The organism is Streptomyces aculeolatus (assembly GCF_020400605.1).
Classification (GTDB): Bacteria; Actinomycetota; Actinomycetes; order Streptomycetales; family Streptomycetaceae; genus Streptomyces; species Streptomyces aculeolatus.
Genome location: NZ_JAINRD010000006.1, coordinates 17578 through 40461, shown reverse-complemented (window position 1 = coordinate 40461; position 22884 = coordinate 17578). Strand labels below are relative to the sequence as shown.

The following is a 22884-nucleotide window of genomic DNA, read 5'->3' as shown; positions in this document are numbered from 1 at the left end:
GGACGTGCCGGACCTGCTGTGGATGAAGCTGATCTCGGGCATTCGGCAGTGCGTCGCCGCAACGAGATCGGCAGCCACTCAAGCCGAGGCTGGGCGCCGTCTGCGCGATGCTGGAATCACTGGTTGTGCACCTCGTCGGGCAATCTGTCAGACATCACCCCGTCGATGAACGCGTCCGGAGGAAGGTAACCATGCGCCTCCACGTAGTGGTAGATCAGATCTGGAGCGGCCAGCCAGGCGCCATTGCGACCGACGACGCGAATCTCAGCCCTCCCTAGCGCCACCGGTTGATCTCCGACCTCGATGGTGATCGGATATAGAGGGGCACCGCTCGCATGAGGCAGTTGGCACGAGTACCAGCCCCGCATTCTGGCTTGCGTATGGTCCGCACAGAGGGCGCCAAGTTTATCAAGGAAACCCTCGGGCACCTTCCCCATCGGAAATTCTTGACCTGGGTCCAGCCAGCCCACGTTGAGGACGGAAACGCCCGATGGGACGCTGTCAGGAAGGTAAGAGTACGGTGAAAGATCGTCGAATTCTGTCATGTCACCACTCCGCCAGAAGACACTTCCACACGCCGCCCAGTGCACGAGAAGCGGCGCAGACTTTCTGAATCTGCGCGAGAGTCCACCCGACGGAAAGTCAGTCAACCTCATTTCCCGGAACTCCGCGCATGGGACTGAAAGAGGTAGGGCCGTCCAAAAATTCGTTATCCTCGCGCCATTCACAATGCGTCGCGATCACCGTGCCCGCACCCTGATTGAGATGGAATACCTTGCATGGCCGACCAGGCTCTTCACTCACCCCCTCCGGGAGATCAATTTCGGAGAGGGGGGTTTCTGAGATTTCCAACCTGCTCAGCACCATAGGAATCTGCAGGTAGATGACATTCGAAAAGAGAACCTCGACCCTTGTCTCATCTTCATTCCGGCGCCCACTCCTGAGCAGTAGCCGAGACCAACTGAAGGTGTAATGCCAGACCTTGAAGTTTCGCTCCCAACTGGCGAGCATCATGAATGACAAATCCTTTCACCTGAATTCTCGGGATGACCCCGCCTTGAAGTATGACCCATCTTCGACATGGCGTCGAGCTACCCCAGCCCAGAGGATCTGCGGAGTTCGTCAAAGTTGGGCTCCACTAGATCCTGGATCTCCCCATCGCGCCAGAACGTGATGGACGACCATTCTCTACTGCCGCGTCGGATAGATTCACCAACGATGTTCATTTCCCGCTGAGTCGTGATCCAGTTCGCACCCGCCATGCCCTCTTGGTAGAAGTGCTCGAACTGCTCTTGTGGCGACGGGTTCATATTCCTGGTCTGGAACCCGTCGAGCAGGACATGGATCCTTCTCTGCGGTTCCTCGTGGGCGACGTGTCTGACGTTGGCCAGCGCGTCCTCAAGGGACAACCCCATGAAGTGTTCAAAGGAATTCCGTCTGGCGAATTCAACCAAGCCGCCACCTTGACTCAGACCGAGAGCAATGCATGGGGCAAGCCCGAGCGGGTCGGCCCAGGTGTGGGGGTTGTGGACGTAGGTGGTGGGGTTGGGGTGGGGTTCGAGGCCGAGGGGGTCGGGGGTGGTGTAGTGGGCGGTGGTGGGGTCGTAGTAGCGGTGCAGGTTGTAGTGGAAGCCGGTTTCCGGGTCGGCGTACTGGCCGGGGAAGCGGAGTGGGGTGTGGGCCGTCGCTTCGCGGTTCCACGCGGTGGTGCCGTAGAGGGTGGTACGCGTGCGCCAGGCGATGTCGCCGTCGGGGGTGACGAGTTCGCGGGGGGTGCCGACGAGGTCGGTGACGATGGCGAAGAAGCGGGCGTCGATCTCGTCCTGGGTGGTGGCGTCGGTGATGCGCTCGGTCTGGGAGATCGGGGCGATGCCGTCGTGATCCCAGGTGAGGGTAACGGGGTGGGGGAGGTCGAGGGCGTGCGTGGTCTGTTCGGCGAGGGTGGGGCCGTCGTAGGCGAAGGTGATCGTTTCGGCCGCATCGTCGGTGCCGGGGGCGAGGCGGGTCTTGCTGCGTCGGCGGCCGAGGGGGTCGTAGGTGTAGCGCCATTCGGTGCCGTCGGGGGTGGCGACGTGGGTGAGGCGGCTTTCGGTGTCGTAAGCGAATCGCCAGGTCTCGGGCTTCTTGGAGATGCGGGACCGCGTGCGTCGGATGAGTCGTCCGGCGTCGTCGTGTTGGAAGCTGTAGCGGCCGGCGCGGGTGAGGGTGGTGCCGGTGTGGGTGCGCGGCCCTGTCGCATCGGGGGCGGCGTGTTGGGCCGGCCAGGTGGCGGTGGTCTGGGCCCCGAGGGAGTCGTAGGCGTAGGTCTCAGTCCAGTTGGCGGCGGAGACCTGGGTGACGCGGCCCACCGGGTCGAGGTCAAAGGTCTGCCGGCCGGATACCAGGTCGTCCAGGGCGAGGAGGTAACCGTCCGGGCGGTAGGTGTAGGCGCGGGATTGGACAGGAGCGACCCCCGCCGTGAGGGTCTGCCGGGCGAGGCGGCCAGCCGGGTCCCAGTCCGAGGCGAGGGTGAGGGCGCCGATGCTGCGTTCGGTCTCACGGCCGGCGGCATCGTGGGCGAAGTCCACGGCGTGGCTGCCGGTCGTCAGCCTGGTGCGGCGGCCCGCGGTGTCGTAGGCGTACGTGCTGACGTGGCCGGACGGAGTGGTCCGGTGCGTGCGGCGGCCTGCGGGGTCGTAGGCGAAGGCGACCGTTTTTCCGTTCCACACCTCCGCGGTGATCTGTCCGAGGAGGTCGCGTTGCACGCTGAGTTCGCCGTCGGGGCCGGTGGCTGATGCGAGTCGGCCGGCCTCGTCGTAGGTGTAGCGGGTGACTGTGTCGCCGGTGTCTTTCGCGGTGAGACGGCCGAGAGCGTCACGCCGGTAGGTGAGAGTTGCGCCGAGGGGGGTGGTGCGGGTGCTGAGCCGGCCGGCGGCGTCGAGTTCGTAGGTGGCGTGGCGGTTGTCGAAGTCGGATTCGGCCACGAGCCGGCCGGCGGGGTCGTAGGCGTAGTCCCAGGTCAGTCCTTGGGGGTTGGTGACCTGGGTGAGGCGCAGGTGGTGGTCATGGGTGAAGGTGTGGGTGGTGCCGTCGGGGTCGGTCCGGGTGGCGACCCGGTCGAAGTGGGTGTACGTGAACCCTGTGGTGTGCCCGGCGGGGTTGGTGAGGGTCAGGCAGTTGCCTTCACCGTCGTAGGTCCACCGCCGCTCGGCGCCGTCGGGACCGGTCTGGCGGGCGGGCTGTCCTTCGACGGTCCATTCCACCCGGGTGGTGGCGCCGGTGGGATCCGTGGCGGAGATCAGGCGGCCGAAGGCGTCCCACTCGTAGGCGGCGATGCCGCCGGTGGGATCGGTGATACGGGTGGTCAAGCCGGCGGCATTGCACTCCACGGCGGTGGTTGCGCCCAGGGGATCGGTCACCGATGCCAGTCGGCCGGCGTCGTCGTAGGCGTAGCGGGTGGTGTGGCCGGCCGGGTCCGACAGCGCGGTCCGGTTGCCCCGCTCGTCGAGGGTCTGCCGCCAGCTCGTGCCGTCTGCACTGACGAGTTCGACGGGGGTGGGGTGGCGGTCGAAGACCGCGCGGGTCTCGCTTCCGTCGGGGCGGGTGACGGTGGTGCAGCGGTGGTCGGCGTCGTAGGCGTAACGGGTGGTGTGACCGAGGGGGTCGGTCAAGGCGATGAGGTTGTGGTGGGGGTCGTACTCGGTGCGCGTGATCGCGCCCAGCGGGTTGATTTCGGCGACGACCTGGGAGTTGTCGTTGATGACGAAGCGGGTGGTCGAGCCGTCGGTCGCGGTGAGGGTGGTGAGGGTGCAGCCGGGCCAGTCGGGGTCGGTGGTGCCGTAGGTGAGGGTGAGCGCCATGTGACCGGCTTCGCCGCCCTCGGCGACGCAGCGGTCATGTTCGTCGTAGGTGTAGGCGTACGAGTGGTTGTTGCGGTCTGTCCAGGAAGTGACGCGCAAGCGGTCGTCGTAGCTGAAGGTCAGCGGGAGGCCGGAGGAGTTGTAGTCCTCAGTGAGGTTGCCGTCCGCGTCGTACCCGAAGCGCTTGATCTCCACATCGCTGCCGTCCGCCGCGGCACCGGCGAGGTGGAGGGCGGTGACCCGGTCGTCCTCCGTCGTCAGGCGGAGGTGGTAGCCGCCGGAGTGGCGGATGCCGGTCGGAGCGCCCGCGTCGTTGTAGGCGAAGGTGAGGGTGTGGCCGTTGCGGTCGGATATCTGGTGCAGCAGGGCGAGACCGTCGCCGTCCGGGCCGGTGAAACAGCGGGTACGCCCGGTGGCCGGATCGGTGATCGTGTAGGCGCCCGTCTCCAGAAGGGCCAGGGGCCAGCGAGGCCCGGAGGCGGGCAGAACAGCTTCGTCGGGGCCGGAGGGGTGGGGGTAGGCCAGGAGTCGTCCGTCTTCGGTGATGAAGACGACACCCTGCTCGTCGACTTCCAGCCGCTGGTCGACGGTGGAGGTCCAGGTGGGGCCGAACCACCGCCCGCACCGATACGCCGACCCGACACGGCGGTTGAACGACAGGGGCAGGAGACCGGGTAACTCGATGTCGGTCTGGGGGAGGTACATCTCGCCGGTGGCGAGGTCGATCGGGTCCGTGAGCTTGTTGACGACGCTCTTGAACCGGTCACGGGCGCCTCGCGCCGCGTCGTTGAGCACGGTGCGGCCGCGCTTGGCGAGGCCCAGCACGCCGGCCTTCATGGCCTTGAGGCCCTTCATGGCCTTCATGCCGCCCTTGGCCATCTTCGCCAGTCCGCCGAGGGTGGTCAGCCCCTTCATCCCCGGGATGCAGTCGAGGGCGGCGAAGGCCACGTCCCACAGACTCGCTTCGCCGTTCAGGTATTTCACGAGGGTGTCGGCGAGGACGACGAGGGCGGCGGCCAAAACAACCCATGCCAGAGGGCCGCCGATGATCAAGACGACGATCCCGAGGACCGCGACGATGACCTTGCAGACGTTGACGATGGTGTCCCAGTTGTCCTTGACCCAGTCGACCGCCTTCTCCCACCACTTACGGTTCTGGATCCCCGCGTCGGACGCGTCCTCCAGCTTGTCCTTCGCCTCGGACGCCGCGTCCTCACGCATCTTCTTCGCGTCCGCGGCCATCTTCTTCGCCGCTTCCAGACCGCCTTCGGCGTTGTCCACCGCCGTCTGCGCGCTGGTCTGGGCGGACTTGGCATCCGTGGCGTTGCGGGTGGCGGCCCGTACTTCGGACTCGTCGGGCTTGTCCTTGCCCTCTTTCTCGTCGTACTCCTCGGTCTTCGCTGTGGCGCGTTCGACCCAGGAGGTGGCCGAGTCCAGCCGGCCGGTCGCGGACGTCAGTTCGCTACGAGCCTCGCGACCCCTGGCTAACGCCTTGTCGGCCAGCGACTGGGCACGCTCCAGCTTCGGCCAGTACGCCGCCAGGGCGTCGCCCGCCAGGTCGTAGGAGCGCTGCAGTTTCCTGAGGTTCTTCGGAACCTCATCGAACTCGTCCTGGAACGCCTGCGCCGTCTTTCCCGCCCACCGCAGCAGCGCATCCTCGCCGGCCATCCCCTTGATCTGGCGTAACGCGTCCCCTACGTCTTCCGCAAAGTCATGTAACTCACGCGCAAGTTGCTTTACCCGGTCCGGATTCCCCGGCGTGGGGTCCTCATCCAGGTCGAGGACGTGCCAGTCGGTGGGACGGTTACCCACAGTTCCTCCACGGGCGGCGGTAGGTGGTCTCCATCGAAGTTATCTGACGGCCTGCTGCCCGCCGCCGCCACGGTCGAACGACGGGGGGCGCAGAGGCGATTGCTGCCAGGTGCGAGGCCGCGGGGACCGACCGTCGCAACGGGACCGTAGCGACGCCATGGCATCTTGCCGCATCAGTTGACACCACGTGAGGCACGCTCTCAGCCTGACGTGCCGTCGGTCGAGATCGGCTGCTCGAACACGACCAGCGGTGGATGCGACACTCCTCCTGCCCCGGCCAACTGCACATGACGAGCGGCGATCGGTTCCCGGACGGCGATTTCATCGGGCCACGTGCCGATACGCTCCGCACCGTCGAGGATCACTCCGTCCCAGTCCGTTTCTTCGGTGCGCCCGGAGCGGTCGATGACGTAGCCTTCAGTCTCCTGCCAAGAGTTGTGCACGACGCGGGAGAGGGAATCCACTACCCGGTCTTGCCGCTCTCCGAGCCCGTCCAGTCCGAACTCGATGGTGGCACCGCCGTAGGGCAGAGCTCGAAATCGCACGTAGACGTCTGCGCCCGAATCGATCCACAGCTGGAGGCTGAAGGTCCCGCCGTGGACCAGGCCGGCGGCAGGACCCAGTTCCCGCATGGTGATCGGTTCCTGCTCTCCCCACGAATCGGGTCCACTGGTGAGGCTGGTGATGAGACCGGTGCCAGGGTTCACCGTCCGCAGCTCCAGGCGGTCGAGGGTGTCGATCAGGTGCAGGGCTCGCGAGGTGTCCCACGCCTGCCGGTACCAGTAATAGAATCCGTCGCTCACCGCGCACCACCCTCAACCGAATATACGTACATTGCCGTCCCCGAGTATTCTCTTCGCCAGGTTCACAGCGGCATCCGGAGTCCCCCTCTCGAAATATGCCTGCGCACCCACGCCCCGCTGCTGGGCCGCATACTTCAAGATGTTCAGCTTCTGCCCGAGCTTCGCCAGATCCTTCGCCTTGGCGGGACCCCCCACGGCGACGTAGGACCCGTCCCCTGCGATGACGTCGACGTCCGTGCTGCGGGCAATTGGGCTGCTTGACCACCATGCCGCGCTTGCCCGGCTCAGTGGCCGTGACGCGGCCGTTCGCCAGCTCGGCAACCTTCTCCTCGCGCCGCGCGCCCACACGGTCGGAACGCGGTTTCCCGCCCTCACCACTCGATGGCGCCTGTCCCGACCGCCCGGCCGCGTCCCCGCCGCCGGCGGCGCCGGCGAGGGCGACGGCACTGCTGCCGAGGAGGGCACGGCCCTCCATGGACAGGGCGAAGGTCCCGACGCGCATGGCGCCACCGATGGTGACGAAGGCCAGGGCACCGCCCGCGGGCGGGAAGAGGAACACGGAGGCGAGGGCGAGGGCGATACCGGCCCACATCAGGGCTTCCATCAGCGCCGCGAACAGGGCGGCCGCCACGACCGGGTCGACGACTCTGTCGTCGGCCTCGTAGCCCTTCAGTCGCAGGGCGAGCAGCAGCGCGCTGACGACGAGGGCGCCGGCCATGCCGTACAGCCGCAGGCGTAGCAGGGTGAGCGGTTCGCCCTGGGGGAGGTCGCTGATGGCGCGGCGGGTGCGCAGCATCAGGACCATCTGGAGGATGAGCCAGACCAGTCCGGCGACAGCGCATGCGAGAAGCAGGGTGTAGCCGGTGCCGGATGTGAACCAGTTCTGGAGGTCGGTGGTCTGGGGGTACGAGCCGACGCCGAGGGCCAGCACCGCCGGGGCGGCGAGCAGGAGGGTTATCAGGTACAGCCAACGTCGGTGTCGCACGGTCCGGGTGGCCGGATCGGCTCGGAGGTGGGCTCGTACACGCTTGGCGTCCCAGGCTTCGTCGCGGTTGACCTCATTGATGCGCTGGGCCACCTCGGCGACCGTCTGGTGGAGGGCGTCGGACTCGTGGGGTGCGGTGTAGAGGAGGGCGCGGCGGGCGCGGGCGAAGCGGACGGCGATCGTCGCGGTCCAGGGCAGGCAGTAGGCCGCGAAGCTCGCCAGCGCCATGGTGCCGGTGCGGCCTTGGTGTTCGGCGGTGAGCAGGGTGTACGGCAGTGCCCGGCGTCCGCGGCGGACCTGGCTGTAGTCGAGCGTCATCGCGACCGCCAGCGCGACCACGGGCAGCCAGCCCAGGACATCGCCCAGCCGCTCCAGCACGTCCGTCGCCCAGCCCGGCGGATCGCCGTCGCGGCGGGCGGCGTAGCCGGAGTAGTTGAACAGCGCGTGGTGCCCGATCGCCAGCCCGAGCGGTATCAGCCCGGCCAGGCGCCGCGTCGCGCCCGGCCCGCGTAGCAGAAGACCTGCGCCGAGGCCCGCGAGGGCGCCCCACACCAGATGGAGAGAGGCGTCGAGCTGGGGGTTCAGTGCACCAATGCTCACGGTGCCGATCGAGGCGGGCAGCCAGGCGGTGAGTACCTCGCTGAAGTCGGGCACGTAGGTGAGGTCCAGGCTGATGCCGCCGGGGATCATCCACCCGCCGCCGGGGAAGACCTCCGCCTTCTGCGCGTCGGTGACCCGCGCGAGCAGTACCTCCAGCAGTCCGAACCCCGCCCCGGCGCCGGCGCCGAGGACGACGTAGTCGGATAGGCCGAGCTGGCGGCGGACCTTGACGCTGATGGCGGCGATGAGGAGGGGCGCGATCTTCGCCAGCTCCTCGACGACGGGCACGAAGGTGTACGAGAGCGCATCCACCGCCGGATCGAGCGTCCGTTCGCCGGAGGCGGCGGTGTACCCGCGCACCGCGGCGTACTCCGCCGCGACCGCGGCGACGCCGCTGCCGTAGATCCCGACGACGAACGACGCCAGGACGGCACCCCAGCCGGTGGACCTCAGCGGCCACGAGAGCAGTGCGAGTTGGAGGACGCCGTAGAGCGCGGATGCGACCATGATGAACGTCACGAGCGCTCCCCCTGGCGTCACTGTGCGCTACGGCAAAGTGACACACGAGATTAGAGGGGCTTACGAGACGAGGACAATCGGCGTTTGAGGCATGGGGCCGTGCCGGGCTGTTGGCGGATGACCACGGGTCGGCCCCGGCCGGTGGCGTTCCGCCAGCGGTTCCGGGGCCGTGTTGGTGGGTGGATGAGCCGGTCAGGCGGTGGGGAACTCGTCCGCCTTGACCGCCGCGACGAAGGACCGCCAGGCGTCGCCGGTGAAGACGAGGGCGGGGCCGTGGGGGTCCTTGGAGTCGCGTACGGGGACGGTGGGGTGGTGGCCGTCGGCGATCTCGACGCAGCTCCCGTTACTGGCCCCGCTGTAGCTGGACTTGCGCCACGACGACAGGGTGGACGCCACGGCGATGACATGATCACGCATTTCGTAATTCCTCTGCTGTCGCCTGTAGGAGAGCGATCGACGCACGATGCGACAGTGCGTCCCCCAGCGCGAGGCTGTAGTAGGTGTGGCACGTAGCCACCCGCGCCGGGTCGTCGAGCAACTGCCCTGTGGTTACGCCCTCAATGTAAGCCACCGGTGCCATGTCGTCGAACGACATTAGGCTCAGCATGCCCTCCATCAGCGCGTATGCCCCCGCAGAGAAGGGAAGCACGTGCAGCCGGATGCGCCTGGCCTCGGCCAACGTCACGATGTGCTCCAGTTGTTCAGCCATCACCATGGACCCACCGACCGGCCGCCGGATGACCGCCTCATCGAGGATGGTCCACACGGCTGGCGACAACGGGTTGTCGAGGATCCGGGCACGCTGAAGTCGGTTGACGACCCGCCTTTCAAGCCCTTCCCCCGTGTCGTTTGGCTCACCGGACATGAAGATCGCGCGAGCGTAGTCGGCCGTCTGGAGCAGCCCAGGCACCGCCGATACAGCGAACTCGCGAATGACAACTGCCAGTTGCTCTAGCTCCGCTGCTTCCGAGAAGTGGTCGGCGTACGGGCTCTCAAGATTCACGAGCCAGCGCGCGAAGAAGCCATCGGTACCCAGGGCTTGGTCGATCCGGTGGGCATCGTCCATCCGAGGCAGCCTCCGCCCCGCCTCGAAATGGCTGATCAGCGTGGGAGAACACACCACCACCTCAGCCAGTGCCTCCTGTGTCATCCCCTTCGCCAGCCGCCGGAGCCTCAGCTCCTCGCCGTACTTCTGACGCGGGGTCTTGCACGTCTCCATCTTGCCTCCCACTTGAACAACGCATCGTCAGCCGAACAACTCTGGTGCACCGTAGTCGCACCAAGTCATGCTTGATGCACGGAAAGCGGTAATTCGACAGAAAGAGCGAACTCATGGCTGAGGAAAGCCAGTGCAGGGAATGCCTGCGACTCGCCGTGCATCTGCGCAACGCCATCACCACGCGGGACGGCTCCAAGGAGACGGACGCCCGTGTGCTTGTCAAGCGCCACAAGCGAGAGGAGCACTCAGCGGAAGGCTACGGGCCCGAGGACGAGGTCCGCACCGACGTCGTCCTGGGCCACGTCCTCCGACGCGACGCCAGGCTCCTGCCCTTCACCGCCGACGACGGCGCACGGGTGGTCGTCCCCCTCCGGGGAGAACCGGGCCAGACCAGCAACCTGGAGTTGAGCCGTAGCGACGCCGAGCAGTTGTGTGCGCGGTTGCAGTTCCTACTCGACGGAGGCCGAAGCCTTGATAGGTACGCGCGGCACTACGGCGTCTGAGGCAGGAGGAACGGCGACGTCACCAGATGGCGTCTTCGGGCGGAGGGCCGAAGTCGCCCTCTGCGTTGCCGCCAATGCGCCGCTGTTCGGCCTTGAGGCGATGCGCTTCTGCAGACGCCGCGGGCATCTCAGGGTGCGCCTTGGGCTTCTTGTGCAGGCCCAGGAGCACCTCGTCGGCGTACGCCTGATGATTGAGCTGCCGCAGCCGGTCGATGATCTCGGTACGGGCGAGGAGGCCGATGGTGTAGCGGGTGCCCTGGTCGGTGTCGTGGAAGCCGTGATCGAGCGGCACGGTCCGGTGGGTCGGATCGGCCGGCGGGGTGCCGCCGGTGTCGTCGAGCAGGTCATCCCAGCCGTAGGCGGCGATGGTGGCGCGATCGATCTCGGTGTGGATCCGGCGGAGTTCGACGATGTCGGGTTCGTCGCAGTCGGGGTTGTGGACGAGGTTGTAGGTGGCGGTAAGGCCGATGTCGCGGGTCAGCATCAACTCGCGGCGGAACTCATCGAGCCTCCCGCCCAGCCGATCGAGCATAGTGGTCAGTTGAGGCCGTACAAGAGTCTCGAAAGCATCCGTCGGCGCATAACGAAGGTCGCGTTTCATTGTGGAGCAGTTTTCAACTGCCCACCAGTAGTGCGGTGCGCTGCTCAGCAGTGCGAGCAGTGCGACACCATCTTCCGCAAAGACCGCAAGAGCGTGCGTAAAAACCTGCTTCGCGGAAACCCGGACTGGGATCGCGGAATTACTGACAAGCGCCATCACGAGACAGCTATCCAAGCCTCTAAGGGCGCGAAACATAGCCCCCCTTGGGCGCCAATATTGCCACCACCGCTCCATGAGTCCCGGATAGGCGGAAGGACTGTTCTGGGCACGCTCCTCCTTCACCGTCTGCTCCAGGTGGCGAAAAGCTTCTACGTATTCACGCGCCTCACTTTCCCCCATCTCCCCGAAATTGATTACCCATTGGTCCGTCCCTTGCCTTGAGTCGGAGTTCAGTGACCGCCCGTTCAGGTACGGGAAAATGATTCGCTCGTAGCCCCGCCCGGTAGACAGCCAGGACCGCGCCTGCTCGCCTGACACTTGGAACCCTTCGCCAATGAGGTTGGCGCCGTTAAATGAGACGCCCTTCGCGCTCTCCAATCTCTCAACCCACGGCTTCGTGCGAGTTTCCGGGTTCAGCGCCGCTGTGATTCCGGCATTGATATCAGCACCGTCCAGATTCCGAGGAATCTCCGGCAAGACCTCACCCTGAGAAAACCAGACGGCGCAATATTCGAGGGATACAGATCTTGATGGCCATCGCGCACTCTTAATCGCTCTGCGGATTTCATGGCGGCGAACCAATTGGTCCAAGCCCACTTCCCGCGTGTCACCTTGCGCCACCGTGCTCGTTGCAATTACCCCCGCCTGACCTCCCTCGCGCGTCAGCTGTGCGATTCGCAGCAAGAAGTACGCTACAAGGTCTGCATTCGTTCGACCTACGCCATTGGCAATATAGTCAACAAGCTGACCTCGGTAAGAAGGTCCGAACGCCGCTGAGACTTTAGGGCCGCCCAAGAACGGCGGGTTCCCCACCACCGCATCAAACCCGCCCCGGTCCGTGAACACCTCCGGGAACTCCAGCGGCCAGTGCAGCGGCACCCGCTCCAACGCCCCGTCCGGCAACTCGCTCGCCAGCCACTCCCGCGCCGCCGTCTCCGCCTCCGCCAGCGCCTCCCCGTCCTGCTCCTGCCCCACATCCGGCGTGATCCGCCGCGCCAGCTCCGCCGCCCGCGGGAACAGATCCCGCAGCCGCTCCCCACCGTCCTCCTCGTACCAGGCCACCCGACCCGACGCGCACGTCGCCAGCCCGGCCCCCGCCACCAGATCCCCGATCAACCGCAACCGCTCCGTGTGCTTGCGCACCTCGGCCAGCCGCGCCCGCTTCTCCTCCACCCCCGCCAGGTCGTCGCCCAGCTCCGCAATCGCCCGCCGCTCTGCGGCCAGCGCTGCCACCAACGAATCGATGTCCGCGAGCCCTGCACCCAGGTCCGACGCCTCCACATCCAGATGCACTGCCCCCAACTGTTCCACCGACGTGACCCCCAGCAGCGAGTCCCCCGTCACCAGCCGGTCGTCCAGGAACGTGAACGGCCGCTCCGGGTCCATCGACACCAGCCACAGCGACAGCTTGGCCATCTCCACGGCCATCGGGTTGATGTCCGCCCCGTACAGGCAGTGTTCGATGATCTGCCTGCGGGCCTCGATCACGACCCCGTCCGAGTCCACGTCCCCCGCCGGAGCCGCGCCTCCCGCCCGTTCCGCCCGGTACTTGACCGCAGCCTCCCGGCCCTCGTACCGGTCCCACGACTCGATCAGCTTGTCCGCCAGGTAGCGGCAGGCCGCGACCAGGAACGCCGCCGACCCCATCGCCACATCGGCGACCTTCAGCGACAGGATCTCCTCCGGTCGCCGGAGCACCCACGCATCCGTGTCCGCCGTCTGCAACGGCCCCGGCACGTAGACCAGCGGCTCCAGCGCATGATGGACGAGCGTCTCCGCCAACTCCCGCGGCGTGTAGTGCGTCCCCGTGTTCTTCCGCAGCGACGACTCCGTGACGAACAGCGAGCCGTTCGGGATCACCGTCGGCAGCCCGCGCAGGTCCGGCCGGATCAGCCCCGCGAACGGCAGCAGCCGCTCCACCAGCGCCACATCCCGGGCCGCCGCGCCCAGCAGCCGACGCGCCTCCGCCTGGGCCTCGCCCGTCAGGGGGGTCAGTAGCTTCTCCAGCCGGGCGGCCGACGCCGGCGGCTTGGGGTCCTTCCACGTCTCGTGGATCTTCTTCGCCAGCGTCTTCACCGACGACGAGCCCGCACCCGCGCCCGCCCTTGCCGCCAGCCCCTCCAGCTCCCGCAGCGGCACCTCGTGCTCGTAGCCCTCGGGGCCGATGAGGCCGACCATCGTCTCCGTCGCCCGTTCGCCGTCGAACGACAGCAGGCCCTCGTAGACGTAGCCGATCTGCTCCACGCTCAACGCGCGGAACGACAGCGTCCGCGTCTCCCGGTGCCTCCCCGCACCGACGCGCACCTCCTGCACCGCCTGGAGCATGTGGAGCACCGTGCGGTCGTCGATGGCCAGCAGCGGCGTGCGCCGTTCCAGCCAGGGGTACGTGTCCGGGTCGAAAAGCGAGCCGTCGTAGGCGGGGAGCGGCAGCTCCGGATGGGCCACCCCGCCGTGGACGGCGTGGAAGAGGGCGAGCAGCCGGTGCCAGCCGGAGGTGGTGTGCTCCAGCGACGCCTCGCCCTCCGCGTCGGCCCGGGCCCTCAGCTCCGTGCGCAGCGTACGGGCCGAGTAAGCGCGGGCGTAGACCTCACGGTCCGCCGGCAGAAGGCCGCGTTCCTCGGCGAAGAAGAGAAAGACGACGCGCATCATCACCGAGACAGCGGCGCGGTAGACCTCCGAAGCCGATACGTCGTCAGCGCGCAGCCCCGCCGCCCCGTGCTCCATGGCGCGGGCGTCCGCCCGCCCGATCGCGTCGACCAGCAACTCCACCGCCCGGCGCACCTGGACGCCCAGCGCCTCGGTGACCTCTTCGCCGGCCTCCAGGCTCTTCTTCAGCAGCCCTGTAAGGGTCTGATCCTCCGGGTACTCGAAGAAGCGGCGGCGGCACAGCATCGAGGCGAAGGCGCGTACGACGACACGTTCGGCGGCCTCGTTCCAGGTGATGGCGTCGAAGAGAGCCGTTGTCGTCACGCCGCCGTGCGGGGCCCAGACCAGGCACCACCAGCGGCCGTCGGTGACGAGGCCGAGCGGGATGCGGTGATGGCGCAGGAGCTTGGCGAGGCGGTCGGCGGGGGTGGTGAGCCAGCCGTCGCCCGGGTCGGTGCGGACGGTGGGGACGGTGCCGGCGGGCAGGGTCATGCCCAGGACACGTACGCGCTTGGCGGCCGACTCGGCATCCGGCTCGGCCCCGACATGGTCGGCTGCGCTCCCGTCCCCGCCCGGCTCACCCAGGGCGAATGCCGCACGCAGGCGGGCTCCGTGCTCGGGGAGGTCGAGCGTGAAGTGGTCCAGGGCCAGGTCGTCGTCCTCGCCCCGGCGCAGGATCAGGGCGTCGCCCCATTCGAGCAGCGAGCCGAGCACGTAGGCGATCCACTCGTCGCGTACATCCGAAGCAACCGGATCCGCCTGCCAGTCGGCGTGGCGGGCACGCAGCCGGGTCCGCTCGGTCTTCTCCAGGGAGTCGAGCTGGGGCCAGGCCGCCAACAGCACCGGCATCGTCAGGAACGGCCCGGAGACCTCCGTGAGGTCCAGCCACTCCTGGTGCCGGGCGCGGCCGTCGAGGGCGTGGGCGCGGGCGGCGGCGAGGCCGGGCGGAAGGGAGGAGGAGCGGCGGCGGCTCATCGGCGGGCCTCCCGGGCGGGGATGACGAAAACGACGGCGACGGGGAAGAGGTGGGGGTTGAGTACGCGGTAGCGGGCGGCGATGGCGGCGGTCTCGCGGGCACGCTCGGCTTCCAGAGCCTCAAGGCGGGCTTGCCAGCGTTCGCGGTCCTCGCGGTACTGACGCTGTTCGACGGCGCTGACCTCGCGTTCGGCGAACATGGCGATCTGCTCGCCGGCCCCGTCGCCCTCCTCCTTCAGCTTGGCGCGCACGGTGGCGGCGAAGCGGTCGAGGGTGGCGTGGATACGGCGCTCCTCCTCGGCGCGGCGGTCGGCGAGGGCCTTCTTCAGCGAGTCCCTGCGTTCGCGGGCGCGGGCGGCCAGCGAGTCGTAGAGCTTCTGCTGCAGCTCCGGCCAGGCTGCGGTGAGTTCCGCGCGCAGGTGGGGGGCCGCCTCGGTGCCGTCGGTGAGGGCGCGGGCGAGGACGGCGCCCTGGTCGCGTACGGACTCCCAGCGGCGGAAGCGGCCGGTGTCACCGAACAGACCGCCCGCGTACAGGACTTCTTCGTGCAGCCGTGTGCCGTCCGCACCGGCCAGAACGAACCGGGCGTAGGCAGAGACGAAGGTGGTGCGTACGGCCGGATCGTCGGTCACGACGGCGGTGACCCGGTGCAGGCCGACGGAGTCGGCGTTCCAGACGGCCGCGGTCAGCAGCCGGGTGGAGAGGGCGACGAGGGGGTGCTTGAGGTGGGCCAGGACGACGTTCTCGCGGCCCTGCGCGGCGACGAGGGGCTCGAAGGTGACCGGCCGTGGCTCGTCGGGGCGGAGTTTGTGCGCGAGGCCCTGGGTGGCTTGTTCCCAGGTGCCGGAGAGCGGCGGCACGTTGTACAGACCGCCGTCGAAGTCCGCGCTGTGGTGGGGCGTGAGGGCCGGCTGGTGGTCGAGGGCCAGCGCGGTGTCGACGACCCGCTTGATGTTGGCGGGGGTCAGGCCCAGCGCGTCTACGGTGTCGCGGTACTGGCCGGCGAGGCGCTGGACCTGGCCGGTGACGTTCTGTTCGGGGGCCACGCTGCCGCCGGTGCGGCGGCCGGGGATCTGCCGCGGTGCGGTGTCCTCCAGGTCGACGGGGGTGGTGTCGCCGGTCATGCGGCGCTGCACGGCGTCGGCGAGGACGGCGTTGACGGCACCGAGATCGGCCTCCATACGGGCGACCTTGGCGGCGATACGGGAGAGGAACTCCAGGTCGTCCTCATACGAACCGGGTGCGGCGTGCTCCCAGCCGGTGCCGATGAAGTGGGCGACGACCGGGTCCTTGCGCTGGCCCCAGCGGTCGACACGGCCGATGCGCTGTTCGATCTTGTTGGGGTTGAACGGGATGTCGTAGTTGATCAGGCGGTGGCAGTGGTTCTGCAGGTCGATGCCCTCGCCGGCGGCGTCGGTGGCGAGCAGGATGCGTACTCTGCCCTCGTCGCTTGCGGGTTCGGCCTGGAAGCCGAGGCGGATGTGCTCGCGCTCCTCGGCGCTGAGGCCGCCGTGCAGCAGGGCGACCCGGCCGCCGTCGGTCAGCTCCTCCTGGCGCAGCAGGTCGAGCAGCCACCGCTGGGTGTCGCGGTATTCGGTGAAGACGATGACGCGCTCGTTGCTCCAGAACCCGCCGGGGCGGCAGACGGCCTTGAGTTCGTCCAGCAGCGCCCGGGCCTTGGAGTCGGCGGCGGCCTCGTGGGTGATCGCCCAGTTCTCCATGTCCCGTAGCAGCGCCAGCTCCCGGCCGTCTTCCTCGGGGGTGAGGCTGGTGGAGCGGGTGAGGGCGGCGTCCTCGGCGTCGGCGAGGCCGGTGTCGTCGAGATCGGCGATTTCGTCGGCGTAGTCCGCCAGCCACTCCGGGACCTCGTCGGCGGCGGCGCGGCGGCGGCCGGCGGTGTCGTCGAGATGGGAGAGATAGACGCGTACGGTCTGCAGGAAAGCGGCCGGTGAGGAGAAGAGACGCTTCTTGAGCAGCAGGGTGACCAGGTCGGCGGCGCGTCGGCCGCCGCGGGCGCCGCGGGCGATGCGCGTCTTGCGCAGCCGGGCGAACTCGGTGAGCAGCTCGTGGACTTCGCGCTCCGCCGGGGTGTAGTCGACGTCGAGCGTGCGGGTGACGCGGCTCCGGAAGCGGGGGTTGCCGTCGTCGTCGGTGACCTGGGACTTCAGGCGGCGGACGACGGTGCCGCCGAGGGCCTCCTTGTCGGGTTCGATGCCCCGGAGGAACTTCTGGCTGTCGATGAGTTCGAGGAGGGCGGTGTAGGACTCGGGGTAGCCGTTGTGAGGGGTGGCGGAGAGGAAGAGGCGGTGCTCGAAGTGGGGGGCGATGCGGCGGATGAGCTTGGTCTGGTGGGAGTCGACGGCGTAGACCTGCTTGGGGGCGGCCGGTGCGACGTGGTGCGCCTCGTCGAGGACGAGGAGGTCGAAGAAGCGCCCGTGGGTGCCTTCGCTCTCGTCGTCGGCGGCTCCTGAGCCGGTGGGGATGATCTCGTCGAGGAGTCGCTGTGCCTTCGGGCCGCGCAGCCAGGGCAGGGAGACGATGGTCAGCGGGTGGACGCGGAAGGGGTTGGCCGCACTGCCGTGGGTGCGGCGCAGCCGGGCGCAGTGCTCGGCGTTGACGATCGTGAAGTCAAGGCCGAACTTCTCCGCCATCTCGTCGCGCCACTTGAGGGTGAGGCCCGCGGGGCAGACGACCATCACGCGGTGGGCCCGGCCGCGCAGCAGCAGCTCCTGGACGACGAGGCCCGCTTCGATGGTCTTGCCGAGGCCGACGTCGTCGGCGAGGAGGAGGTTGACCCGGGGGGCGCCGACAGCTCGGGAGACGGGTTCGAGCTGGTAGGGCTCGACGGCGACGCCGGAGCGGAAGGGGGCCTGGAGGGTTCTCGTGTCGGCGGAGGCGACGGCGGACCAGCGGATGGCGTCGAGGAAGGCGGCGAGCCGGGCCGGCGTGTCGTATGCGCCGGCGGAGGCATCGGGGAGGGAGCCGGCGGGCAGCAGACGGCGCCCGGGCTCGACCTCCCAGATGACGGTGAGGGTGTCACCGAAGCGGCCGTCGGCGACTGACTGGAGGTGGACCAGCGTGGCCCGGGGCGCACCTGGGGCATCGACGGTGTTCCCGCCGCCGTCCGTACGGGGCGGAGTGGGCTCGACGCGCGCGACTGCCCAAGTCTGGCCACGGACCTCTACCAGGCGGCCCTCTTCCGGCAGCGGGTCGGTCGCGGGGTGCGTGGTCTGTGCGGTTCCGGAGTGGTCGCGCCGCGCTGTGGTCGTCATCGATGACCCGCCTTCCCTGGATACGCACTCCGGGCCGAAGAGACAATACGGGAGGTCGTGCTCCCCCCGGACGAGAGGGTTACTGTAGTACGCCCGCTTGGATCGTGAACATAGTTCACGACTATTATCTTGGTCGGTCAGGAGTCGGCCAGGAGACGATCGAGGCGCTCCAGCAGGTTCTGCACCGCGGCGTGGCGCGGGTCGTCTGCCACCGGGAGGCCGTCGCGCTGGTCGTCGCGGAGCCCGGCCAGGAGTGCTCGTGCCGTGCGGTGCTCACCGGCACCGGCGCGCAGCGCCGCGATCTCGTACCGGACGTCGAAGACCTTCTCGTGTGCGGGTCCCAGCGCGGCCACGAGGTCGGGCAGGAGCTGGTCGTACTCCCGCAGCGCATCCGTGGTGCGCCCCAGGCCGGCCAGCGCGCGGGCCTCACCGGCGCGGCAGACGAGGACGTCACGGTCGGTGGCGGGCCGGGTGCGGCGCAGGGCTGCGCCGAGGGCGGCGAAGCCGTCGCGGGCGCGTGCCGGGGAACCGGCCTTGGCGAGGATGCCGTAGAGCTGGAGCCGCATCGGAACGGCATGGGGAGCGTCGAGAAGGCTTGTGGTGTCCGGGGCTTCGCGGTCCAGGAACTCTTCCAGGAGTTCCGCAGCCTGAGAGTAGCGGCCTTCGGCGGCCAGCCCGCCGGCGCGTGCGCGGGCCGCGGCCCACTGCTGCTGCCGCTCGGTCGGGAGAGGCGCCCCGGCCGCGGGTGGCGGGGCGGGGGCGTGCCTGGAGCGGGGCACGACGCCGGGGCTTGTCGCGGGCTGTGGTTCCGGGGTGCCGCGGGTGAAGGGGCGTGTCGGATCGTACGGGTGCGTCGGGGGATCCTGCGCCGCGCCGCCGTGTGCAGGAGGCGGGGGCAGCGCGGCGATCAACGCGCCCACCTCACCGGCCGCCTGCCGTTCGGTCGCGCGCAGCGCCGCCGCCCGGCGGGCGGCTTCCCGGGCGACCTGCTCCGCCGAGGCGGGGCGGTCGTCAGGGTTCTTGGCGAGCAGCCGGGCCACCAGGCCGGCGATCTCCACCGGGGTCTGCGGTGCCAGGTCTGTCACGGGGCGGGGCGTCTCGTTGAGGTGCCGGTCGAAGAGCACCCAGGGAGTGGCCCCGGTGAACACCTCGGCCCCGGTGAGCAGTTGGTACAGCACACAGCCCAGGGCGTAGAGGTCGCTGCGGGCGGAGGCGCGGTGGCCGAGCATCTGCTCGGGCGCGACGTAGCCGGGGGTGCCCGGGGCCATCTCGCCGACCGCGGTCAGCCGCGGCTCGCCCGGGCCGGGATCGAGTGCGGCGGCGATGCCGAAGTCGAGGAGTTTCACGGTGCCGGCCGGGGTGAGCATGAGGTTGGCCGGCTTGAGGTCCCGGTGGATGACACCGCCCGCGTGGGCGTGCGCCAGGGCTTCGGCGATCTGGGCGGCGGCGCCCATGGCCCAGCCGGGTGGGAGCCTGCCGGCGTGCCGGAGGACATGCCCCAGGCTGTGGCCGTTGACGAGTTGCAGGACCAGGAACAGGCGGCGGTCCCGGAGCCGGCCGGCGTCGTGCAGTACGGGCACGCCGGGATGGTCCAGGCGGGCGGTCAGCCGGGCTTCGCGCATGAAGCGCTGCTCCAGCCGCTGCAGGGTCTCCGGGGAGCCGTGCGGGCGGAGGAATTTGACGGCGACGCGGCGATCCAGCCGGTTGTCGTAGCCGGCCCAGACCTCGCCCATGCCGCCGGCACCGAGGAGGTGCGTCAGCTCGTAGCGTTCGAGGATCGTCTGTGCCGTCTGCGTCATCCGCTGCCCCCGCCTCGGGCTTGGTCGTTCCGACCCGGTGTGTGATGCCACCACATCCTGTCACTGCGTGACCGCGATGTGGCGGGGAGTCGTCAAGTCGGATACGGGTACGGGCTCATGGGCAGGACGAACGGGCGGCGGGGATCCTCCGGGCCGCACGGGGCGGCACCGTCTTCGGGGCGCGGCAGGAAGGGTCTCAACGCGCCGTGTACGGCGGCCGCGGAAGCCGGTCTGTCGTGGGCTGCCGGGGCGAGGAGGCCCGTGAGGAGACCGGTCAGCGCGGCAGGGACGTCGATACCGTGGTCCGCGGGGGTCGGCGGCGGTTCGGTCAGCCGGCGCCGTAACAGCAGGGCGGGCTCCGGGGCCGGGAACGGCGGGGCGCCGGTCAGCAGGTGGTACAGCAGGCAGCCCACGCTGTAGAGGTCGGCGCGGCCGTCCGTCTCCCGCTCCCCCATGAGGACTTCGGGCGCGGAGTATGCGGCGCTGCCGAGGCCCTCACCGGTTGCGGTCAGGCGGGTGGCGTCGGCGGCGAGCGGCTTGACGAGTCCGAAGTCAAGGATCGTGACGACGCCGTCGGTGCGGACCATGACGTTGGCGGGCTTGAGGTCCCGGTGTGCCAGGCCCGCGGCGTGGGCGGCGGCCAGCCCGGTGCAGAGCTGGGCAGCGACGGCCGCTGCGGCTTCGACACAGTGCGGGCCGCGCTCCGCGACCAAGTCGGCAAGGGTGGCGCCACGAATGAGCTGCATGGCGAGCCAGTACGTGCCGGAGGTGATGTCGGCGTCGTAAACGGTGGCGATATTGGCGTGGTCGAGTGCCGCTGCGGCCTTTGCCTCACGCTCGAACCGGCGGCGGGCGCGGGCACGCTGCCTTTCGTCCCCAGTCAGGTCGGCGGCCACGAGCTTCACGGCCAGCGGCCGGTCCAGGTGTGTGTCGACCGCTTCCCAGACCTGGCCCATAGCGCCGCGGCCGAGGGGAGCAAGTAGGCGGTAGCGCCCACGCAGCAGGGTGCCGCGGGTGACCGGATGCATGGCACTCCCTGAGGTTCTGTTGATCCTGGAGCGGGCCCCGTCAACGCGTCGGAACGGCCCGCCCAGCAGCGAGCAGGTCACTGATCGACTGCAGCAGCTCGGTGCCCTCGGCACCGAGGTCGCGGAGCAGTCGCTCGAACGCGTGGATCTTGCGGAAGGTCTCGCCGTAGGATCGCTGCTCCGCCAGGCCGAGGCGCGGTACCCGCAGCCTTCTCACGTCCACGCGGGAAGAGGTGGAGGCGTGGGTGCCCGCCTGCCTCTTGTTGGCGGGGGCGCGCATGCAGCCGGCGAGAAACCAGGGCTCCAGGACTGCCGACTCGATGCCGACTGCGTAAAGCTGAGGGCCGAGCACCACGGACTCGTCAGTCACGACCCAGGCGTCGAAGCTGCGCGCGGCACCGCTGACGACGATGTCCCCGGGACGTGCCGTCGTCACCGCCCCCGCGCGGGAGCCGGCAGACACCGCCTTGGCTGCCATCCACTGGCCGGGCGTGCCGGTGAGCAGCAGGTCGGCGACGAGCAGGACCGGAACACCGGTCCGCGGCCGGTCTCCCCTGCGCAACTGATCCTCGTCGACGGCCTGGCCGGCGCGCAGCTCGACGGCGTTGGCGCGTTCCAGCTCGGCGAGGGTCGTGGTGCCGGTCTCGGCGGCCGGGCCGTCGGCGGGGCCCGGTTCAACCGCCGCGAGTGCGGCGCGTAGCCCGCTCAACTCGTCGAGCATGGCGCCCAGGCGCTTCCATCCAGCCCGAAGATCGCTCCCCAGTGCCTCGGCGGTGGCGGGTACGTAGCGGGCGGGCGTGAGGTCGACCTGTTCGTCCAGCAGGTCGATGACCGGGAGGGAGTTGGCGCCCCGCACCGATGCGCCCTTGCTTGCGAGCGCACGGAGGACCTGGTCGTGCAGACCGGGCCAGTCGATCTCCGGCCGCCCGGAAGTGGTCGGCAGCGTGCGGTCCTTGGCGTCGACGACCAGCAGCTCGGTGTCGGCGGGTGGCTCAGCGGGGTTGCACAGCACCCACAGATGCAGTCCGAGGCCGTACGGGGGTGCCACGCCCGGCGGGAGCGCGACGACGGCGCGCAGCGTGCCGGAGCGAAGCAGGGCGGCTCGGATCCGGCGGCCGGCGCGGCGGGTGGCCACACCGGGGGGCAGCAGCAGGACGGCGGTGCCGCCAGGCGCGAGGGCCGAGACGGCGTGCTGCACCCAGGCCAGCTCGGGCTCAGTGCGGGGTGGTTGGCCGAAGGCCCACCGCGGGTCGGTGGCAAGTTCGGCGTGGCCCCAGTCGCGTTCGTTGGAGGGAGGGTTGGAGAGGACAACATCGGCTTCGAGGCCCGTATGGGCGTCCTCCAGGAGTGTGTCGGCGGCGGTCACCGACGTACCTGCCTGGTCGGCGGAGACGGCACCGGCGAGCAGCAGCCGCGCGGCGGCGATCGCTGCGAGCACGGGGTCACGATCCTGGCCCCGGAGGCGTACGGCGTTCGCATCGCCCCATTGCCGGGCGGCGGCGCGCAGGAGGGTGCCCGTGCCGCAGGCGGGGTCCAGGACCGTGCGGGGGTGCGGAGAGCCGGCGACGTCGGCGATCTGCACCATGAGGTCGGCAAGCGGTTCAGGCGTCGTCGCGATCTGACGAACGTGCGTCTGAAGCCAACGGCTCAGCAGTCGCTCAAACGTTTCCTTCGAGCCTTCCCGCGCCGCGAGATCCGCTGCACGGCCGACCAGTTGGCGCTGTTCGCGCGACGGCGAGACGCCAAGATCCCGGCGGGCGTCCGCCCCGGCGAGGCGCGCGCCGACGGCGGCGATCACCGTACCCGCGGCGTCCCGGTCGCCCAGTGCCTCGATCTGGGGCCACAGCAGGGCCGGTCCACCGGCCGACCGGATCTTGCCCTGTTCCTGTAGCCACCGCTCGACCTCGCCGAGCGGGAACTGCGGACTGGCGTCGGACCCGCCCACGGGAGCGGGGAAGCCGTCGTGGCGACGGCGCCAATTGCTCACAGCCGCCCGTCCCACACCGGCGATCCGCGCGATGCCGGCCAGGGTCACCGTGGCATCGCTCCTGGCTCTCGGCATGATCGCTCCATGGCTGGGGGGTCGCGCAGTCAGGCTAGTCGCCGTGGGGATCACACACCAGT

Annotated in this window: 13 protein-coding genes; 1 reads left to right on the top strand and 12 read right to left on the bottom strand. The window is 69.3% G+C overall.

Going from position 1 to position 22884, the window contains the following annotated elements; genetic code table 11:
* Window positions 1–116: 116 nt before the first annotated feature.
* From LG396_RS12905 to LG396_RS12875, 7 genes are all read right to left on the bottom strand, one after another.
* On the bottom strand, window positions 117–545 hold the full coding sequence (locus tag LG396_RS12905) for a DUF7919 family protein (protein ID WP_225794883.1): 429 nt from the start codon (window positions 543–545) through the stop codon (window positions 117–119).
* Window positions 546–642: 97 nt separating this feature from the next.
* Window positions 643–1014, bottom strand: coding sequence for a hypothetical protein (locus tag LG396_RS12900; RefSeq protein WP_158693835.1), 372 nt, complete (start codon window positions 1012–1014; stop codon window positions 643–645).
* 77 nt (window positions 1015–1091) lie between these two features.
* Window positions 1092–5651: a DUF6531 domain-containing protein gene (locus LG396_RS12895; protein WP_225794882.1), complete on the bottom strand. Its 4560-nt coding sequence runs from the start codon at window positions 5649–5651 to the stop codon at window positions 1092–1094.
* A gap of 200 nt (window positions 5652–5851) precedes the next feature.
* Window positions 5852–6094: a hypothetical protein gene (locus tag LG396_RS12890; RefSeq protein ID WP_225794881.1), complete on the bottom strand. Its 243-nt coding sequence runs from the start codon at window positions 6092–6094 to the stop codon at window positions 5852–5854.
* A complete protein-coding gene (locus LG396_RS12885; protein WP_225794880.1) occupies window positions 6069–8558 on the bottom strand; it encodes a hypothetical protein in 2490 nt (829 codons plus the stop codon). The genes LG396_RS12890 and LG396_RS12885 overlap by 26 nt, the downstream gene beginning before the upstream one ends.
* A 192-nt stretch (window positions 8559–8750) precedes the next feature.
* Entirely contained in the window at window positions 8751–8975 is a 225-nt protein-coding gene (locus LG396_RS12880) for a DUF397 domain-containing protein (protein WP_225794879.1), read from the bottom strand.
* Window positions 8968–9777, bottom strand: coding sequence for a helix-turn-helix domain-containing protein (locus LG396_RS12875; RefSeq protein ID WP_225794878.1), 810 nt, complete (start codon window positions 9775–9777; stop codon window positions 8968–8970). Before LG396_RS12875 ends, LG396_RS12880 begins: the two co-directional genes overlap by 8 nt.
* 113 nt (window positions 9778–9890) lie before the next feature.
* Here LG396_RS12875 and LG396_RS12870 point away from each other — a divergent pair, with 113 nt between their 5' ends.
* A complete protein-coding gene (locus LG396_RS12870; RefSeq protein ID WP_225794877.1) occupies window positions 9891–10280 on the top strand; it encodes a hypothetical protein in 390 nt (129 codons plus the stop codon).
* A gap of 19 nt (window positions 10281–10299) precedes the next feature.
* Here the strand turns inward: LG396_RS12870 and LG396_RS12865 are convergent, their stop codons facing one another.
* The 5 genes from LG396_RS12865 to LG396_RS12845 all read right to left on the bottom strand — a co-directional run bounded on the left by LG396_RS12865 (window position 10300) and on the right by LG396_RS12845 (window position 22822).
* Entirely contained in the window at window positions 10300–14661 is a 4362-nt protein-coding gene (locus LG396_RS12865) for an Eco57I restriction-modification methylase domain-containing protein (RefSeq protein WP_225794876.1), read from the bottom strand.
* Complete coding sequence (drmD, locus tag LG396_RS12860) at window positions 14658–17933, bottom strand: DISARM system SNF2-like helicase DrmD (RefSeq protein WP_225794875.1); 3276 nt, start codon at window positions 17931–17933, stop codon at window positions 14658–14660. Before drmD ends, LG396_RS12865 begins: the two co-directional genes overlap by 4 nt.
* 137 nt (window positions 17934–18070) lie before the next feature.
* Window positions 18071–19732, bottom strand: coding sequence for a serine/threonine-protein kinase (locus LG396_RS12855; protein WP_225794874.1), 1662 nt, complete (start codon window positions 19730–19732; stop codon window positions 18071–18073).
* A 92-nt stretch (window positions 19733–19824) separates the two neighbouring features.
* Window positions 19825–20760 (bottom strand): serine/threonine-protein kinase, encoded by a 936-nt coding sequence (locus LG396_RS12850; protein ID WP_225794873.1) that lies wholly within the window; start codon window positions 20758–20760, stop codon window positions 19825–19827.
* A gap of 40 nt (window positions 20761–20800) precedes the next feature.
* Window positions 20801–22822, bottom strand: a complete 2022-nt coding sequence (locus LG396_RS12845; RefSeq protein ID WP_225794872.1) for an N-6 DNA methylase — start codon at window positions 22820–22822, stop codon at window positions 20801–20803.
* Window positions 22823–22884: the final 62 nt, after the last annotated feature.

Excerpts from the sequence above, each read along its gene's own strand:
- LG396_RS12905 (WP_225794883.1), bottom strand. The coding sequence starts at position 545 with ATGACAGAATTCGACGATCTTTCACCGTACTCTTACCTTCCTGACAGC.
- LG396_RS12900 (WP_158693835.1), bottom strand. The coding sequence starts at position 1,014 with ATGATGCTCGCCAGTTGGGAGCGAAACTTCAAGGTCTGGCATTACACC.
- LG396_RS12880 (WP_225794879.1), bottom strand. The coding sequence starts at position 8,975 with ATGCGTGATCATGTCATCGCCGTGGCGTCCACCCTGTCGTCGTGGCGC.
- LG396_RS12875 (WP_225794878.1), bottom strand. The coding sequence starts at position 9,777 with ATGGAGACGTGCAAGACCCCGCGTCAGAAGTACGGCGAGGAGCTGAGG.
- LG396_RS12870 (WP_225794877.1), top strand. The coding sequence starts at position 9,891 with ATGGCTGAGGAAAGCCAGTGCAGGGAATGCCTGCGACTCGCCGTGCAT.
- LG396_RS12865 (WP_225794876.1), bottom strand. The coding sequence starts at position 14,661 with ATGAGCCGCCGCCGCTCCTCCTCCCTTCCGCCCGGCCTCGCCGCCGCC.
- drmD (WP_225794875.1), bottom strand. The coding sequence starts at position 17,933 with ATGACGACCACAGCGCGGCGCGACCACTCCGGAACCGCACAGACCACG.
- LG396_RS12855 (WP_225794874.1), bottom strand. The coding sequence starts at position 19,732 with ATGACGCAGACGGCACAGACGATCCTCGAACGCTACGAGCTGACGCAC.
- LG396_RS12850 (WP_225794873.1), bottom strand. The coding sequence starts at position 20,760 with ATGCATCCGGTCACCCGCGGCACCCTGCTGCGTGGGCGCTACCGCCTA.
- LG396_RS12845 (WP_225794872.1), bottom strand. The coding sequence starts at position 22,822 with ATGCCGAGAGCCAGGAGCGATGCCACGGTGACCCTGGCCGGCATCGCG.